The sequence below is a fragment of the Halorhodospira neutriphila genome, from assembly GCF_016584055.1.
Lineage (GTDB): Bacteria > Pseudomonadota > Gammaproteobacteria > Nitrococcales > Halorhodospiraceae > Halorhodospira > Halorhodospira neutriphila.
Map to the genome: position 1 here is coordinate 1 of NZ_NRSH01000043.1, position 15,946 is coordinate 15,946.

The window sequence follows — 15,946 nt, forward strand, 5'->3', positions numbered from 1 at the left end:
CTGAGCGCCGGCGCCTGCTCGCCGAGGAGCACGGGGCGGTGGCCGGCGCTCAGGGCGGCGAGGGTCAGGGCGCTCAGGGCCAGCTCGGCGGCCGGCGGCGCGAGCCCCGGCCCCGGCGGCGCCGCCACGACCAGGCGCAGGCCCCCCAGGCGCTGCTGCTGGAGGCGGTTGGCCAGGTGGCCGAGGTGGCCGCGCAGGAAGGCGCTCAGCAGCCGGGCCTCGGCCTCGGCCTCCGGCGGGCCGCCCAGGCGGGCCTCCAGGGTGGGCAGCAGCACGTGGCAGACCGCCCGGTCCGCCGGGTAGAGGCGCAGGAGCTCGCCGACCGCCCCCTCCAGGGCGGCGGGCTCGAAGCGCGTCAGGGCCTGCTCGAGGCGCTCCCGCCACTCGGGCCACGGGGGCGGCTCCGGCTCCGTGGCGGCGGGCGTCTCCTCCCCCTGGGCGAGGGCCTCGCGGGCGCGGCTGATGGGCACGCCCCGGTCGAGGAGGACGAGGATACGCCGGACGCGGGCGATGTCCGCCTCGGTGTAGAGCCGGTGCCCCTTGGCCGTGCGCTGCGGCTGGAGCAGCCCGTAGCGGCGCTCCCAGGCGCGCAGGGTGACCGGGTTGACGCCGGTCACCCGGGCGACGGTGCGGATGGGGTAGATGGCGTGCGCGTCAGGCATCGGGCCGCCGGGCGAGGATCCGGTGGAGCTCGATCCGCCCGCTGCGGAACCCCCCCTCGCAGTAGCCGAGGTAGTAGCGCCACATGCGCTGGAAGCGCTCGCCGAAGCCCAGGGCCTCGAGGGCCTCGGCGCGGGCGTTGAAGCGCCGCTGCCAGGCCGCCAGGGTCGCCGCGTAGTCGCCGCCGTGGGCGCTGACCTGCTCGAGCTCCAGCCCGGCCTCCTGCAGCCCCTCGCGCAGGTGGCCGAGGGTCGGCAGCATGCCGCCGGGGAAGATGTAGCGCTGGATGAAGTCCGGGGCCTGCTCGTAGACGGGGAAGGCCGCCTCGTCGATGGTGATCACCTGCAGCAGGGCCCGCCCGCCGGGGCGCAGGCGCTGCTGCAGGGTCGCGAAGAAGGCCGGCCAGTGCTCGCGGCCGACGGCCTCGAACATCTCGATGGAGGCGATGTGGTCGTAGCGCCCCGCGAGCTCGCGGTAGTCCGCCAGGCGTAGCTCCGCCCGCCCGGCGCCGCCGGCCGTGCGCAGGTGCTCGCGGGCCCAGGCGAGCTGCTCGCGGGAGAGGGTCACGCCGGTGACGTGCACGCCCGCCTCGGCGGCGGCCCGGGCGAGGCTCCCCCAGCCGCAGCCGATCTCCAGCAGGTGCTCGCCGGGGCGCGCGCCGAGCTGGCGCAGCGTCTCGGCGTGCTTGTGGCGCTGCGCCGCCGCCAGGCCCTGCTCGGGCTCGGCGAACAGCGCCGAGGAGTAGGTCATGGTCTCGTCGAGCCAGAGCTCGTAGAAGTCGTTGCCCAGGTCGTAGTGGGCGGCGATGTTGCGCCGGCTGCCGGTGGGGGTGTTGGGCCGCAGGCGGTGGTAGAGCGCCAGGGCGAGCCGCGAGTACCAGCGCCCCGCCGGGGAGGCGTTGTAGGCGTGCTCGTTGTAGATGAGCAGCTCGATGAGCGCGGCCAGGTCCGGGGTGTCCCACTCGCCGGCCATGTACGCCTCGGCGAAGCCGAGATCCCCCCGGTGGAGGACCCGGGCGAGCACCCGCGCCGGGCGGCGCAGGCGCAGCTCCGCCTCGGGGCCGCTGCGGCTGCCGGTGAAGGTCCGCGCCGGCCCCCGCGGCGGGCAGAGGGTCAGCTGGCCGGTAGTGATGCGCTCGAGCCAGCCGGCGAGGATGCGCGCGGCCAGCGGCGTCCCGGCCTGGCGCGGCGCGCTCCGGGTCTCGCTGAGCGGGCTCATTCCAGGAACTCCCTCGGTGGCTCCGGCTTGGTGTGGAAGGTGCCGCCGCGCAGGTAGATCTTCAGCGCCTGCCAGTGGATCTGGGCCAGCGCCCGGACCCCCGGCGGCGGCAGGCGGCCGAGCACGCGCAGCAGCTGGCCGTCGGTCAGCGGCCGGCGCTCGCCGGTCTGCACCGCGGCCAGGCGCTGGCCCTCGGCGCCGTGGTAGCCGATGGAGACCGCCAGCTGCTCGCCCGGCGCCGAGAGGCGGAAGCGGTAGCCGCCGTCGAGGGGGAAGAAGGGCGAGACGTGGAAGGTCTTCGCCGCCTCGCTGCGCACGGGGAAGTCCAGCGGCGCGCCGTCGTCGTGGAGCAGGTAGCCGTGGCTCTCGCCGAAGGTGTTGTGGACCTCGCAGAGCACCGCCCGCGGGCGCTCGTCGGCGTCGAGGCAGAACCAGGCCGACAGCGGGTTGAAGCTGTGGCCGAGCACCCGGGGGACGGTGAGCAGCAGCACGCGGCCGTCGGCGGCGATGCCGCGCTCGCGCAGGAGGTTGTCGATCCAGGGGCGCAGCGGCGAGCCGTCCCGCGGCCCGTAGTCGGCGTCGTAGAGGCTGACCAGGCCGTGGCGGTTGTGGGCGAACAGCCGCGAGCGCGCATCGAGGGCCGGCAGCTCGTCGAGGTCGAGGAGGAAGGCGACGTACCGGTAGCGAAAACGGTACGTCGGCGCGGTCATCCGGCGGTGGAGGACGGCGCCGGGGTAGATCGCGGGCGTCTCAATCAAGCCGGCTCCTCCTCCGCTGCCGTTGTCGACGCCGCAGGGGTGTCGGCGGCCTGCAGGGGCGCGGCCGGCGCCTGCCAGGGCGGCGGGCAGCCGAGGGCGCCGGCCACCCGGACCGCCGAGCGCAGCCCGTCCTCGTGGAAGCCGTAGCCGGTCCAGGCGCCGCAGACCCACAGGCGGTCCTGCCCCTGGACGGCGTCGAGCCCGTCCTGGGCGCGGGCGGTCTCGCGGTCGAAGATCGGGTGGCGGAAGCCGAGCCGGGCGAGGACGCGGCCCTCGTCGACGGCGTCGACGGGGTTGAGGGAGAGGAAGGCGTCCTCGGCGCTGGCGATGCGCTGCAGGCGGTTGAGCCAGTAGGTCACCGAGACCGAGCCCTCGGCCGCCTCGTCGGCGGCGCTGATGTGGTTCCAGCTCGCCCAGACGCGCCGGCGCCGCGGCATCGCCGCCGGGTCGGTGTGGAGCACGGCGGCGTTGTCCTGGAACTGGAAGGCCCCGAGCAGCCGCCGCTCGGCCTCGCTCGGCGCCTCGAGCATCCCCAGCGCCTGGTCGGCGTGGCAGGCGAGGACCGCCTGGTCGAAGCGGCCGAGCTCGCCGTCGTCGCCGAGCAGCCGCACGCCGCCGTCCGCCGGGCGCTGCACGGCGCGCACCGGCGTGCCGGCGTGGGCCCGGGGCAGGGCGCCGAGCAGCGCCTGGGCGTAGCGCTGGGCGCCGCCGGGGATGGTCCGCCACTGCGGCCGGCCGGCGAGGTCGAGCAGGCCGTGGTTGTCGAAGAAGCGCAGGAAGCGTGCCGCCGGGAACTGGCGCAGGCTGCGCGGCGAGCACGACCAGATGGCCGCCGCCATGGGCAGCAGGTAGTAGCGCCGGAAGCCGTCGCCGAGCCCCGAGGCGTCGAGGTACTCGCCGAGGGTCAGCCGCTCGTCGAGCCCCGCGGCGAGGGCGCGCCGCGCCTGGCGGTTGAAGCGCAGGATGTCGGCGACCATGCGCAGGAAGTACGGCCGCAGGAGGTTGCGCCGCTGGGCAAAGAGCCCGCCGAGGCTCTCGCCGGAGTACTCCAGGTCCGCCGCGCGGTCGGCGCAGGCGAAGGACATGTCCGAGTCCTGCCCGGCGATGCCGAGGGCATCGAGCAGGGCGCACAGGTGGGGGTAGTTGCGGGCGTTGTAGACCATGAAGCCCGTATCCACCGGGTAGCGGCCGTCGCGCAGCGCCGCCTCCACCGTCCGTGTATGGCCGCCGATGTACTCCTCGGCCTCGAAGAGGGTGACCCGGTGGCGGCCCGAGAGCAGCCAGGCGGCCCCCATCCCTGCGATCCCGCCGCCGACGACGGCGATCTCTTGGCTCTGCACGGCGTCGCTCCTTTGCTTGTTGGTCTTGTTCTCCCGCCGGGCGCCGGTCCGGGCCCGCCGCATCCGCATTGAACCGTAGCTAATATCAGTCCAGTAGGAAGATTGTAAATCGCCGTGGGCTTTGCAAGGGGTGGGTGCGCAGCGCACGGCGGCTCCGGTATCCTTGGGAAGCGCGAAAGGGAAGTGGGATGCAGCTGAACCGTTGGACTCGGCGCTGGCTCGGGCGGCTGCTCGGCGCCCTGGCGGGCGGCCTGGCCGCGGGGCCGATCGGCGTGGTGGTGGGCTTCGGGGTCGGGGCGCTGCTCGACGCCTGGGCGCGGCTCACCGGCGTGGTGGGGCTGGTCTGGAGCGGCTGCGGGCTCGCCGCCCAGCAGCGGCTGTTCATCGGCGCCACGGCGCTGACCATGGGCCGTATCGCCAAGCGCGACGGCCGCGTCAGCGAGGCCGAGATCGCCGCCGCCCGGCGCGTGCTCGCCGAGCTGCCCCTCGACGAGCCGGGGCGCCGGCGGGCGATCACCGTCTTCAACCGCGGCAAGGCGCCGGATGCACCCCTGCGCCCGGTGCTGCTGCTGCTGCGCCTGATCGGCCGCCGCCACCCCGAGGAGCTGGCCCGCTTCCTGGACTTCCAGCTGCGGGTGGCCTGCGCCGACGGCGCCGCCCACCCGGGCCGGGACCGGCTCCTGCGCCGCGTCTGGCGCTGGGCCGGCGTCGCCGAGGCGGACCTGAAGGCGCGGCTCGAGGCGTACCGCCAGGGGCAGCGCCAGCGGACGCTGCGCCCGACCGTCGAGCACGCCTGCCGGCTGCTCGGCGTCAGCCGCAACGCCTCGGCCGAGCAGGTGCGCAAGGCGTACCGCCGGGCGATCAGCCGCAGCCACCCGGACCGGCTCGTCGCCCGCGGCGTCTCCGAGCGCGAGCTCGAGGCCGCCAGCGAGCGCACCCGGCAGATCCGCGCCGCCTACGAGGCCCTCTGCGAGGCGCGCGGCCTCTAGGCGGCTGCTACCATTCCCTTATAAGGTGCCCGAGAAAGACGCGCGCAGGCGAGGCGGCGGCCGCCGCCTCGGGAGGATCGACGATGGCATACCAGCTCGCCGGATTACGCATCGAGGCCGTGGTCGGCGACATCGCCGCGCAGGGCGACTGCGACGCCGTGGTCAACGCCGCCAACGCCGAGCTCATGCCCGGCGGCGGGGTCGCCGGCGCCCTCCACCGCGCCGCCGGCCCGCAGCTCGCCGAGGCCTGCCGGCCCCTGGCGCCCATCGAGCCGGGCCAGGCGGTGACCACCGGCGGCTACGGCCTGCCCAACCCCCACGTCATCCACTGCCTCGGCCCCGTCTACGGCGTCGACGAGCCCGGCGAGCGGCTGCTCGCCGACTGCTACCGCAACGCCCTCGCCGAGGCCGAGGCGCACCGGCTCGCGAGCGTCGCCTTCCCGGCGATCTCCACCGGCGCCTTCGGCTTCCCCATGGAGCGCGCCGCCCGGGTGGCCGTCGGGGCGATCCGCGAGGCCGCGCCGCAGCTCGGCCACCTCCAGCGGCTGCGCTTCGTCCTCGCCGACGAGCCGGCGCGCCGGATCCACGAGCAGGTCCTCGGCGAGCTCGCCGAGCAGCAGGAGGAGCCCTCATGAGCCGCGTCAGCCTGGAGCGCATCGCCGAGGCGTGGGACCGCGACGCCCTCCCGGCGCTGGAGTCCTTCGTCCGCATCCCCGCCAAGTCGCCGGCCTTCGACGCCGAGTGGGCCGAGAACGGCCACCTGGAGGCGGCCGTGGCCCTCGGCGCCGAGTTCTGCCGCCGCCACCTGCCCGACGCCGACACCCAGGTCCTGCGCCGCGAGGGGCGCACGCCGCTGCTGTGGGTGGAGGTGCCGGGGAGCGCGCCGCAGGCGGGCACGGCGCTGATCTACGCCCACCTCGACAAGCAGCCGGAGAGCACCGGCTGGTCCGAGGGCCTCGGCCCGTGGGAGCCGCAGATCCGCGACGGGCGGCTCTACGGCCGCGGCGCCGTCGACGACGGCTACGCCCTCTTCTCCGTGGTCACCGCGCTCGCCGCCCTGCGCGAGGCCGGGCACGCCCACCCGCGCTGCGTGCTCATCGCCGAGACCGGCGAGGAGAGCGGCAGCCCCGACCTGCCCGCCTACCTCGACGAGCTCGCTGGCGCCATCGGCGACCCCGACCTCGTCGTCTGCCCCGACGCCGGCTGCGGGACCTACGACCGGCTCTGGTGCACCAACTCCCTGCGCGGGATGATCACCGGCATCCTGCGCGCCGACGTCCTCGCCGAGGGCGTGCACTCCGGCGACGCCGGCGGCGTGGCGCCGTCGAGCTTCCGGGTGCTGCGCCGGCTCCTCTCCCGGCTCGAGGACGAGGCCACGGGCCGGATCCTGCCGCAGCTGTGCGAGGTCACCATCCCCCGGCACTGCCGCGAGCAGGCGGCCCACGCCGGCGAGGTCCTCGGCGCGCTCACCCGCGAGCGCTACCCCCTGCTCGAGGGCGTGCGCCCGGACTCCGACGACCCCGCCGAGCGCATCCTCGACCGCTCCTGGCGGGCCGCCGTCGAGGTCATCGGCGCCGAGGGGCTGCCGCCCATCGAGGCGGCGGGCAACGTCCTGCGCCCCTTCACCGCCGTCAAGCTCGCCCTGCGCCTGCCGCCGACGGCGGACGCCGAGGCGGTGGCCGAGGCCCTCGAGGCGCTGCTCACCGAGGACCCGCCGGCCGGCGCCCACGTGCGCTTCGAGCCCGACACCGTCGCCGCCGGCTGGGCGGCGCCGGAGCCGGCGCCGTGGCTGGCGCGGGCGCTGGCGGACGCCTCCGAGGCCCACTTCGGCGCGGCGCCGGTCTACATGGGCGAGGGCGGGACGATCCCGCTGCTCGTCTGGCTGCAGCGGCGCTTCCCCCGGGCCGAGTACCTGGTCACCGGCGTCGCCGGCCCCGGCGCCAACGCCCACGGCCCGGACGAGTCCCTCCACCTCGACGCCACGCGCCGGCTCACCGCCTGCCTGGCCGAGACCCTCCAGGCCCTGGCGGCGGAGCGCGCCAGCGGGCCAGGAGGCCGTTGAGCAGGGGCCCGGGCATGGAGGAGATCGATGGGGCGCAGCACCCGGTGAGCGGCATCGATATCGCGCGGCTTCGAGCCGCGCTCGAGCCGCACGCCCGTACCTACGGCTGGCGGCTCGTCGTGCTCTTCGGCTCGGTAGCCCGCTCGGGCACGGGCCGGGACCTCGACCTGGCGGTGCTCCCGGCGGCTGTGCCGGACCTCATGACGCAGGGGCGCTGGAGCCGGCGCCTCGAGGAGGCCGCCGGCTATCCGGTGGACCTGCTCGTCCTCCACGACGGCACCTCGCCGCTGGTCCGCTTCCAGGCGTTCCGCGACGGCGTCTGCCTGTACGAGGCCGAGCCTCGCCTCTTTGAGCGCGAGCAGGATCGGGCCTTCTTCCTCCACGCCGATGCGCAGCTCTTCCTTCGTCGCTAGCACTACGCGATTGAGCGCTTGCTCCAGCTGCTCTGCGAGGCCTCCGCGGATATCGGCCTGCAGCTGCTACGGGCCCACGGGTACAGACTCGCCGCCAGCTATCGCGACGTCTTTGCGGCCTTGCGGGATCAGCTCGGCCTGACCGACGAGCTCGCCGAGCGGCTCATGGACGCCTGCGCCATGCGCAACGTGCTGACCCACCTGTACGACACCATCGACCTGGATCGGGTGGCGGCGGCCGTCGAGCCGGCGCTCGAGGCGTATGGCGAGTATGCGGAGTGGATCGAGGCCCTGGCTAAACGGTACGGATAGGCCCCGGATACCGGGCGAGCTGATGATCGCTGGTCAGCAGCGTGTAGCCCTCGACACCGGCCTGCGCGATCAGTATGCGGTCAAAGGGGTCCTTATGGAGGTCCGGTAGGCTTCCTACAGCGAGGGTATGGGCGCCACGGATCGCCAGCTCCTCGTAGCCGTGCTCCAAGAGCTCGCGCCGGAGCACGGAAGGCTCCACCCGGAAGTCACTACGGCCGAGACCGCGCTTGATGGTGATTTCCCACAGGCTCGCAGCGCTGTAGGCGAGCTGATAGTCCGGGTCGAGGAGGAGGTCTCGCGCTTGCTGAGGTAGCCGTGGGGAGTCCGCTGCTGCCCAGAGCAGGATGTGGGTATCAAGGAGCAGATGCATCCGGATCCTCTCCGTGGAAAGCGTCGAGGATCGCTTGCCCGCCGAGCCGGTCGAAGTCCTCAGGCACCTCGATCTGCCCCTTCAGGAAGCCGACGCGCTTACTGGCTCCGGGCTGCTTAACAGCTCCGGTCTTCCACTGCTCAAGGAGGGCCTTCTCCTCTGCGGTAAGCGAGCTCCGGATCCCTGAATTGTTGATCTGCCAGGCTAGGAGCTCAGTGCTTACGCGGTAGGTGTCCTGTAGATACCGGGCAGCCTCCTCTAGCGAGGCAGACTCCTGCACGACATTGCCGGCAACCGCGCGGGGGAGGAGGAGCTCTGCCTGGAATGCCCGGGCGCGCTTTTCAGGGTACTCGGGCGCACGGCCGCCGAGCACCTCCCCCGCCGGAAGGGCACCTTCACGGTCGAGGAGGAGGTGGGCGATCTCATGCGCTAGTGTGGCCCGCTCACCGTGCTCGTGCGCACCATGAGAGCCTCGCGCTCGGTTGAGGATGACCACAGGGCCGTGCTCTTCGCCCCAAGCTGTCACCGCATCCACCGGGCAGCCGGGATATTCGACTTCCTCGATCTGCACACCCCAAGCTTCGAGCCAATCCCGGGGCTCGATAACAGCATCGTCAGCAATGCCCAGGGCCTGTCGAAGCCAGCCTGCCATCCAGTAGCCTTGCTTATACGGTGCCCCGCTCTCCTGGAAGTCTTGGTTCAATGAGGCCCCTAGTCGATCCAGTTCCGGAGTCTCCCGCGCCGGAGCTTCTGCAATCCGGAGCAGGAAGGCCAGACGGTCCTCCCTGAGCATGGCCCCCCGGCTCATGCGGGCTACTGTGCGGATCTCGGGCCACTGCCACTCCTCCTCGGCCAGCCCGAGCTCCGTCAATTGGGCCCGCTCATCACCCGATAGGGCGGTGGTGATCTCCAGCCCCCGCTCCGCCAGCCGTGCCTCGCGATTTCGCCACCACGCCAGGGCTTGTTGCGCTCGGGGGTTGATGCTCTCGGCGACATGCTCAGCTAGGTAATCGCCTACGGCCTCCAGCGTATCGCGGACCTCGGCCCACGGGCGTACCCGAGTTGAACGGATTGCGGTGGCACTGATTAAGCAGACCTCTCCCTGGCGCAATAGGAGGAGTGAGGGGAGAAACAGCCCCTTAAAGCCCTCGGCAAGGTCGTGACGGGCGAGGAAGCGATGGGCCTCCTCTTCTTCCTCATCCACTTGCTCTTCGGGAAGATCCTCCCAGCGGGTCTCCGCCTCCTGGAGGAAGTAGGCCGGATAGAGGGGGGTTACCGGCAAGGGGTAGTCTTCTTCCAGCATGAGCCAGGGCCACCAGCGCCCCAGAAAGGCCAGAAGGTCCACCCAGGTCCAGGATAGCGCCAGCTCTTGCCCGTGCGCATCTTCCGTGATCCAGACCGGCTCGCCTTTCAGGAAGACCTGCCCTTTCCCTTGGGCAAGACCGTATTCATCTGCTGGATCCAAATCGAGCTCGAACTGAAGGCCACCCGGCTCACCGATCAATCGCCTGGACCGCCGTACTTCCTCAGCCATTGTTCTAGCTCCTGCCGCTCTCCGCGGCGATCCGCCTGCTCACGAAGCTTGCGCAGGACCCATCGACGAAGCCCCTTCCGACCCTGCAGGTCTCCCCGCCAAGGATAGGCATGATAAGAGACCCCAGGCTGCGTCGGAACCGCCTCGTACACTACACCCCGATAGACGGCATAGAAGCAATCGGGCGCTTGGCTATCCTCTGCTTCGTGAACAGGTATCGCCTCCTCATTGAGCAATTGCTCCGCAAGCTCCTCCGTGATGTGCCTCGGGCACTTGCCCACAGGACCGCGACCGCTCGGCTCGAATCCTGCTTGATCGTATTTCCAGCGATGTTTCTTCCGACCTTCTCCGCGCTCATAGCGCCATCGGGGCTGCTCACTCCCCATAGTCGTACTGCCCGGCTCCTTGAGGTCGATGTTGCCGACACGCTCGCAGTTTATCCTCAGAGCTGATAGTACCACCGACTGCCGCGGATCCGCCCCTCCGCCCACCCCATGCCGATGCGCTCCTGCTCCAGCCGCAGCGGCCCGGCTTTCGCGTCGCCGGCCTGCAGCTCGGCGAAGGTGGCCGCCTCCTCGTGGGTGAGCCGCTCCGGGGGCGCGGCGCCGGGCTCACCGCGCGGGTCGGGGACGCACAGGTGGCGGTGGGCCGCCAGGTCCAGCCGGGCGAGCTCCTCGACGGGCACGGCGAGGTCCGTCAACCCGCGGATGGCCAGCTCCGGGTCGAGCAGCCGCAGCCGCACCCGCGTCGGCGCCTGCCGGAGGCCGTAGCGGGCCTCGAAGCCCCGGGCCCCGGTGTAGCGGGTATCCACCGCCTCGGCGGGCAGCACGAGGTCGAGCAGCTCGCCGAGCAGCCGGCGCCGGGACTCGATGAACTTGGTGTCCACGCCGGGGATGTCGAGCTGGCGCAGGTAGATCCCGGGGCGCGGGTGGTCGCGGAACCAGGCGCAGACGGCGAGCAGCTGCGGCCACTCCTCGGCGTGCTCCAGGCCGGAAGCGGCGCTCGAAGCGGGGAAGCCCAGTGAGGTTGCCCACCGACTTCATGGACACCGTCTGGCTGAACAGCTCCAGCGCCTGCTCGCCCTCGATGCCGAAGCGCCGGCGGAAGGCGGCCCCGTAAGGCGGGAAGGTGTCGTGCACCTCGATATCCGGCGCATCGCGCAGGCGCTTGCGCAGGTTCTTGATGTCGTGGCCGAAGTCGGAGAAGTCCCGGGCGATCGTCAGCTCCCGGTCGGCGACCACGTGCATGCGCTCCGGCTGCCCCGAGCCCGAGAGCCAGAAGATCTGGGCCAGGGTCACGCCGTGCCCGTAGCCCTCATTGAGGAAGTGGCCGAGGATGACCAAAAAGCGAGCGCAAGCCCCTTGCTTTAGCTATGGGGTGAGCGAGCCCAGGTAGCTGTTGCTGTTATGTGATAGGTTGCTAGATAATAAGCGTATGCCGGATTACGCTGTCACCTACAAGTCGAACCGCAACGTGGTCTACTCATGCAAATACCATGTTGTATGGTGCCCTAAGTACCGTAGGGAGGTGCTCGTTGAGGGGGTGGCAATTCGGCTAGAAGAGGTTATACAAAACGTCTGTGCTGAAAGCGACGCAGAGATCCTGGAGATGGAGGTCATGCCGGACCATGTCCACCTGCTTGTCGAGGTGGATCCGCAGTACGGAATCCATCGCTTGATCAAGCAGATCAAGGGTCGTTCCTCCCGGCTGCTGCGCCAGGAGTTCCCCTTCCTGCGCTCCCGGCTCCCAACGCTCTGGACCAACAGCTACTTCGTCTCCACGGTCGGCGGCGCCCCGCTGGAAGTAATCAAGCAGTACATCGAGGATCAGAGGAACGTCTAGCCGTGCCTCGCCAGCCGACCCCCACCTTCGTCCACGAGCTGCCCCTGGTGGTCACGCCCGGGGTGGACCGGGTGCTCGAGACCCGTCTGCACGCCGCCCGGCAGGTCTTCAACGCGACCCTCGGGGAAGGCTTGCGCCGGATGGATCTCCTGCGTGAAAGCCGGGCATGGCGGCGAGCTCTTGATATGCCGAAAGGGCGTGCGCGCAACGAGACCCTGTGGGGGTTACGCCAGGAGGCCGGACTATCCGATTCCGAGCTCCAACAGGTCGCCCGCACACATTGGCATGCAGGGGGATTTCGGGAACGGCTCGATACCCACGTCGTTCAGAAGCTCGGCACGCGGGCATGGAAGGCTATCGAGGAGCACCTGTACAACAAGCGCGGTCGCCCTCGCTTCAAGGGCGCCCGGCGCTTCAGGACCATCGAGGGCAAGTCCAACGCTGCCGGCCTGCGCTTCCGGGACGGGGCGGTGGAGTGGAAAGGCCTGAAGCTCCCCGTACGCATCGATCCTAAGGATAAGCACGGCGTCGAGGCACACGCCCTGGCCTCACGGGTTAAGCACGTCCGCCTGGTACGCCGGACCATGAAGGGGCGGGTCCGCTGGTTTGCCCAGCTTGTGCTCCAAGGCACGCCCTGGCAGAAGGCCAAGAACAAGGTGGCCTGCGGCCAGGAGGTCGGCCTGGACATCGGCCCGTCCACCATCGCTGCGGTCGGGGACGACGACGCCTTCCTGGCCCGCTTCTGCGATGAGCTGGAGCCGCTGGGCCGGGAGATCCGCCGCATCCAGCGGGCCATGGACCGTAGCCGCCGGGCCACCAACCCGGACAACTACCACCCGGATGGCACGGTGAAAGAGGGCTGTCAGCACTGGATACGCTCCAGGCGCTATCGGTCCTTGAGCGCCAAGCTGGCCGAGCTCCAGCGAAAGCAGGCAGCCACGCGAAAGCGAGCCCACGGCTCGCTGGCCAACCAAGTGCTGGCCCTGGGCAACATCATCAAGACGGAAGCGCTCTCCTATCAGGGCTTCCAGCGCAGTTTCGGGAAGAGCGTCCGGGATCGGGCACCGGGGATGTTCATCGAGCGCCTGCGCCGCAAAGCCGCAAATGCTGGCGGCCAGGTGATCGAGTTCCCGACCCAGAGCACCCGGCTCTCCCAAGCCTGTGTCTGCGGCGCGGTCCGCAAGAAGCCGCTATCCGCCCGCTGGCACCATTGCGAATGCGGCGTGTCGGCCCAGAGAGACCTGTTTTCGGCCTTCCTGGCGCGGCACGTCGAAGACCACTGCCTCTCCATGTCTCAGGCCCAATCGGCCTGGGCGGGTGCGGAACCGCTCCTCGGGCGGGCGATGGAGAGGCTGAACCAAGCAGCAAGTGGCTCGGGGTCCGCCCCGGCCAGCTTCGGACTCGCGGCGTACCGGAGACAGAGCTGCTCGCCCGCCAAAGGTGAATCGGCAGCCGTTGAGGCCCCGGATGGCGTACCGAAGGGCGCAAGCCCGCCGGGAGGACCGGGGAGAGGCGGTTGTCTCGTCACCAGAACCCCCCGGCTTTAGCCGTGGGGAGGTTCAGGGTCTCTGTCATAGAGTCCCGCTTGTGCTGACGTTGAGCTTAGCCAAGTAAGCTAGACTAAGCGGTACCCAAAGGCAAGGACTTGGTCCCTCCTCGACGCTGACCTGCGGGCGGTAGCCGGTCTCCCGGGCCAGGTCGGTGATATCCGAGTGGGTCTCCGGCACGTCGCCGGGCTGCAGGGGCGGGTAGCGCTTCTCGGCCTCTCGGCCTGCAGCTGCTAAGGACCCACGGGTGATGGGCTACGCCTCGAAGATCGCCGAGCGCCACGGCTGGATGCGGATCCCCCGCTGCTCACGTGTCTCGCTGCCCGCGTAGATCAGCCGCGGTCCGGCGGCCTCGTCGCCGGCGAGCTCGCACCAGCGCTCCAGACCGCGGAGGGCGTCGCGGGTCACCGTCGCCCCGGCCTTGATCTCCACCGGCTGCAGGCGGCCGCCGCGCTCGATTACCAGGTCGACCTCGCGCCCAGCCCGATCGCGCCAGAAGTAGAGATTGGAGGGGCGTCCGGCGTTCCAGCGCGCCTTCAGGTGCTCGCCGACCACCCAGCTCTCGAAGAGTGCGCCGCGCAGCGGGTGGGTAGCGATCTGCTGCGCGGACTCGATGCCGAGCAGCCAGGACGCCAAGCCGGTATCGAGCATATAGAGTTTCGGCGTCTTGACGAGGCGCTTGTTGAAGTTGTTGTGGTGCGGCGGCAGCCGATGGATGATGTAGCTGGCCTCGAGCACGGAGAGCCACTCCCGGACCGTGTTGTGGCTGACGCCGGTCTCCTCGGCGAGGGCCGATTGGTTGAGCAGCTGCCCGGTCCGCCCCGCCGTCAAGCGCAGGAAGCGCTGGAACAGGGTCAGGTCGCGGACGCCGAGTAGCTGGCGGACATCGCGCTCGAGGTAGGTCTGGACGTAGGAGCCGTACCAGAGGACGGGCTCCACGGGGCGGTCGTAGATCGGCGGGTAGCCACCCCGCCAAAGTGTCTCGTTGAGCTGTTCCGGCAGCTGCTGCGCGGCCTGGAGCTCGTCGCGCGCGAACGGCAGGAGCGCCAGCATGCCGACTCGCCCGGCCAGGCTCTGGGTCACGGCCGAGACCATCCCGAACTGCTGTGAGCCGGTCAGGATCCACTCGCCGAGCCGGCCGCTCTGGTCGACACGTCCCTGCAGGTAGGAGAACAGCGCCGGGCAGCGCTGGACTTCGTCCAGTACAGCGCCCCCCGGATATTGGGCGAGGAAGCCGCGCGGGTCGTCGGTGGCGAACTCCCGCTGATCCGGGTCTTCCAGGGAGGTGTAGGGGCGGTCCGCAAAGAGCGCCCGGACGAGGGTGCTCTTGCCGGATTGGCGGGGCCCGGTGACGGCGACCACCGGGAAGCTGGCAGCCAGCTGCTCGAGCGTGGCCTGGGCGTGCCTCGGAATCATGTGCTAATTGTAAGCGACACTTACAATTAGCACAAACCGCGGCGCCGACAAAGCGGTTAGGCGCACGGTTTCGGGCCCACACTGCAGATCTTGCAGATGGCCCTGCTAGACGCCGTAGTATCACCGGTACCACGCGACGAACCGCCGCGCCCCGACCACCCTTCGGGCAGCCGGGTGGTCACACCTGGGCTATGGTTCCGTCGGCAAATCGCAGGTCTTGACCCCCAGGAACTCGGCCGCCGCTCGAAGGGGGTCGTCCAAGGTCAACAGGGACAGGTTGTGTGCCTCGGCGCAGGCCAGGTGCAGGGCGTCTAGCGTCCTCAGGCTGGTCCGTCGAGCCAGGAGCCAATGCGTGGCTCGATCGTACAGGGTGCGGTCGAGCTCCAGTACGCGGAAACGCCCCTCATGGAGGTCCTCGTGAAAGGCCGATTCGACCCGATTGGCCTGGGCCTCCGTGAGCTCCGCCATGCGCACCCACCGCGCGAGAGCCGACGCGACCTCCACGCGCGTGAGATGGCTGATGGCCACCGGCTGGGATTGAGCGATGAAGAGCCGCTCGACGGCGGCGCTCGCAGGCTCGTGCCGATAGTAGGGCAGGATGGCGCTCGTGTCGGCGTAGAGCATCAATAACGCGCAGCGTCACGGATCGCGCGCGTGGCCTGGGCAGCCTCCTCGTGCGCCGGCGGGAGCTCCTGTCGCAGCTTGGCCCGCGAGCGAAATCCCTGAACGGTCTCCTCGGGGCGGGTCATCTGGGCGATGGGGTGGCCGCGGCGCAGGATGCGCACCTCCTGCCCCTGCTCAACCTCATTGAGGATCTGCGCCAGGTTCGTACGGGCCTCGCGGACGTTTACCTCTTTCATGGACGACTCCGCATCTTGTTCGTCGTGTACATATACTGTGTACACGATGTCTCGCCGATGCAAGCGGCAGCGATCCAGCCTTCGGCATCTACCTCCGGGTCAAACGGCGTCCTGGCCGAGACCCTTCAGGCCCTGGCGGCGGAGCGCGGCGCCTAGCGCCGCGCCCGCCTAGACCCCGTAGTACCACCGATACCACTCGACGAACCGCCGCACGCCCTCCTCGACGCTGACCTGCGGGCGGTAGCCGGTATCCCGGGCCAGGTCGGTGATATCCGAGTGGGTCTCGGGCACGTCGCCGGGCTGCAGGGGCTGGTAGCGCTTCTCGGCCTCGATGCCGAGCTCGCGCTCGAGGACCTCGACGAAGCGCATCAGCGGCACCGGCTCGTCGGCGCCGATGTTGTAGAGCCGCCTAGTCCGTCTATCCGTTTGCGGAAGGCGATGGTATCCCGCTTGTTGCGCCGTGCCTGCTCGGCAGTCGTTTGCTCCGATCCGCAAGTGGCTGGTCTCAAGAATCAAGCGCAACAGTCTTCGAGAAGGCCTGAAGCTCTTCAGTCATGGCCTCCTCGGGCGTTCTGAAGTCCAGCGCCTTGCGCGGCCGCTGGTTTAAAAGCCGGGCGATATCGTT

At 70.6% G+C, this 15,946-nt stretch carries 18 protein-coding genes and 2 pseudogenes; 8 read left to right on the plus strand and 12 right to left on the minus strand.

The features are described from left to right. The 4 genes from CKO13_RS05350 to CKO13_RS05365 all read right to left on the minus strand — a co-directional run. Positions 1-662, minus strand: a 662-nt coding sequence (locus CKO13_RS05350; RefSeq protein ID WP_200257610.1) for a MerR family transcriptional regulator, incomplete at its 3' end; no start/stop codon positions are given. Continuing rightward, positions 655-1,878 (minus strand): SAM-dependent methyltransferase, encoded by a 1,224-nt coding sequence (locus CKO13_RS05355; RefSeq protein ID WP_200257611.1) that lies wholly within the window; start codon positions 1,876-1,878, stop codon positions 655-657. The genes CKO13_RS05355 and CKO13_RS05350, both read right to left, overlap by 8 nt. Continuing rightward, positions 1,875-2,636: a DUF1365 domain-containing protein gene (locus CKO13_RS05360; protein WP_200257612.1), complete on the minus strand. Its 762-nt coding sequence runs from the start codon at positions 2,634-2,636 to the stop codon at positions 1,875-1,877. Before CKO13_RS05360 ends, CKO13_RS05355 begins: the two co-directional genes overlap by 4 nt. Continuing rightward, entirely contained in the window at positions 2,633-3,976 is a 1,344-nt protein-coding gene (locus CKO13_RS05365; RefSeq protein WP_200257613.1) for an FAD-dependent oxidoreductase, read from the minus strand. The genes CKO13_RS05360 and CKO13_RS05365 overlap by 4 nt, the downstream gene beginning before the upstream one ends. Before the next feature lie 188 nt (positions 3,977-4,164). Between CKO13_RS05365 and djlA the strand changes: the two genes are divergently transcribed. The 5 genes from djlA to hepT all read left to right on the plus strand — a co-directional run bounded on the left by djlA (position 4,165) and on the right by hepT (position 7,752). Continuing rightward, the gene (gene djlA, locus CKO13_RS05370) at positions 4,165-4,965 is read left to right on the plus strand and encodes a co-chaperone DjlA (RefSeq protein ID WP_200257614.1); all 801 of its coding nucleotides are present in this window, start codon (positions 4,165-4,167) and stop codon (positions 4,963-4,965) included. 83 nt (positions 4,966-5,048) lie between these two features. Next, on the plus strand, positions 5,049-5,600 hold the full coding sequence (locus tag CKO13_RS05375) for a macro domain-containing protein (RefSeq protein WP_200257616.1): 552 nt from the start codon (positions 5,049-5,051) through the stop codon (positions 5,598-5,600). Beyond that, complete coding sequence (locus CKO13_RS05380; protein ID WP_200257617.1) at positions 5,597-7,027, plus strand: M20/M25/M40 family metallo-hydrolase; 1,431 nt, start codon at positions 5,597-5,599, stop codon at positions 7,025-7,027. Before CKO13_RS05375 ends, CKO13_RS05380 begins: the two co-directional genes overlap by 4 nt. Before the next feature lie 14 nt (positions 7,028-7,041). Beyond that, the gene (locus CKO13_RS05385; protein ID WP_200257618.1) at positions 7,042-7,440 is read left to right on the plus strand and encodes a nucleotidyltransferase family protein; all 399 of its coding nucleotides are present in this window, start codon (positions 7,042-7,044) and stop codon (positions 7,438-7,440) included. A gap of 9 nt (positions 7,441-7,449) precedes the next feature. Next, complete coding sequence (hepT, locus tag CKO13_RS05390) at positions 7,450-7,752, plus strand: type VII toxin-antitoxin system HepT family RNase toxin (RefSeq protein WP_200257634.1); 303 nt, start codon at positions 7,450-7,452, stop codon at positions 7,750-7,752. Here hepT and CKO13_RS05395 read toward each other — a convergent pair. The 3 genes from CKO13_RS05395 to CKO13_RS12675 all read right to left on the minus strand — a co-directional run bounded on the left by CKO13_RS05395 (position 7,736) and on the right by CKO13_RS12675 (position 10,677). Next, positions 7,736-8,122, minus strand: a complete 387-nt coding sequence (locus tag CKO13_RS05395; RefSeq protein WP_200257619.1) for a type II toxin-antitoxin system VapC family toxin — start codon at positions 8,120-8,122, stop codon at positions 7,736-7,738. The genes hepT and CKO13_RS05395 overlap by 17 nt on opposite strands. Then, positions 8,106-9,656, minus strand: a complete 1,551-nt coding sequence (locus tag CKO13_RS05400) for an ImmA/IrrE family metallo-endopeptidase (RefSeq protein ID WP_242467903.1) — start codon at positions 9,654-9,656, stop codon at positions 8,106-8,108. The genes CKO13_RS05395 and CKO13_RS05400 overlap by 17 nt, the downstream gene beginning before the upstream one ends. A 442-nt stretch (positions 9,657-10,098) precedes the next feature. Further along, on the minus strand, positions 10,099-10,677 hold the full coding sequence (locus tag CKO13_RS12675) for a DUF3322 domain-containing protein (RefSeq protein WP_338034588.1): 579 nt from the start codon (positions 10,675-10,677) through the stop codon (positions 10,099-10,101). 112 nt (positions 10,678-10,789) lie between these two features. Between CKO13_RS12675 and CKO13_RS05410 the strand changes: the two genes are divergently transcribed. The 3 genes from CKO13_RS05410 (at position 10,790) to CKO13_RS05420 (ending at position 13,045) form a co-directional block, all read left to right on the plus strand. Beyond that, positions 10,790-11,026, plus strand: coding sequence for a hypothetical protein (locus tag CKO13_RS05410; protein ID WP_200257620.1), 237 nt, complete (start codon positions 10,790-10,792; stop codon positions 11,024-11,026). Between the two features lie 64 nt (positions 11,027-11,090). Further along, entirely contained in the window at positions 11,091-11,498 is a 408-nt protein-coding gene (gene tnpA / locus CKO13_RS05415; RefSeq protein ID WP_200257622.1) for an IS200/IS605 family transposase, read from the plus strand. 2 nt (positions 11,499-11,500) lie between these two features. Continuing rightward, positions 11,501-13,045, plus strand: coding sequence for an RNA-guided endonuclease TnpB family protein (locus CKO13_RS05420; protein ID WP_200257623.1), 1,545 nt, complete (start codon positions 11,501-11,503; stop codon positions 13,043-13,045). Between the two features lie 255 nt (positions 13,046-13,300). On the opposite strand, the gene CKO13_RS05425 is transcribed toward CKO13_RS05420, so the two are convergent. From CKO13_RS05425 to CKO13_RS13095, 5 genes and pseudogenes are all read right to left on the minus strand, one after another. Further along, complete coding sequence (locus CKO13_RS05425) at positions 13,301-14,461, minus strand: ATP-binding protein (RefSeq protein ID WP_200257626.1); 1,161 nt, start codon at positions 14,459-14,461, stop codon at positions 13,301-13,303. 189 nt (positions 14,462-14,650) lie between these two features. Then, positions 14,651-15,085 (minus strand): type II toxin-antitoxin system VapC family toxin, encoded by a 435-nt coding sequence (locus CKO13_RS05430; protein WP_200257628.1) that lies wholly within the window; start codon positions 15,083-15,085, stop codon positions 14,651-14,653. Continuing rightward, positions 15,085-15,321 carry a type II toxin-antitoxin system Phd/YefM family antitoxin gene (locus tag CKO13_RS05435; RefSeq protein ID WP_200257630.1) on the minus strand — a complete coding sequence of 79 codons (237 nt, stop codon included), beginning with the start codon at positions 15,319-15,321 and terminating at the stop codon, positions 15,085-15,087. Before CKO13_RS05435 ends, CKO13_RS05430 begins: the two co-directional genes overlap by 1 nt. 168 nt (positions 15,322-15,489) lie before the next feature. Then, positions 15,490-15,729, minus strand: a pseudogene (locus CKO13_RS05440) (capsular biosynthesis protein CpsI); the annotation flags it as partial. Between the two features lie 97 nt (positions 15,730-15,826). Next, a pseudogene (locus CKO13_RS13095) lies at positions 15,827-15,946 on the minus strand (IS30 family transposase); the annotation flags it as partial.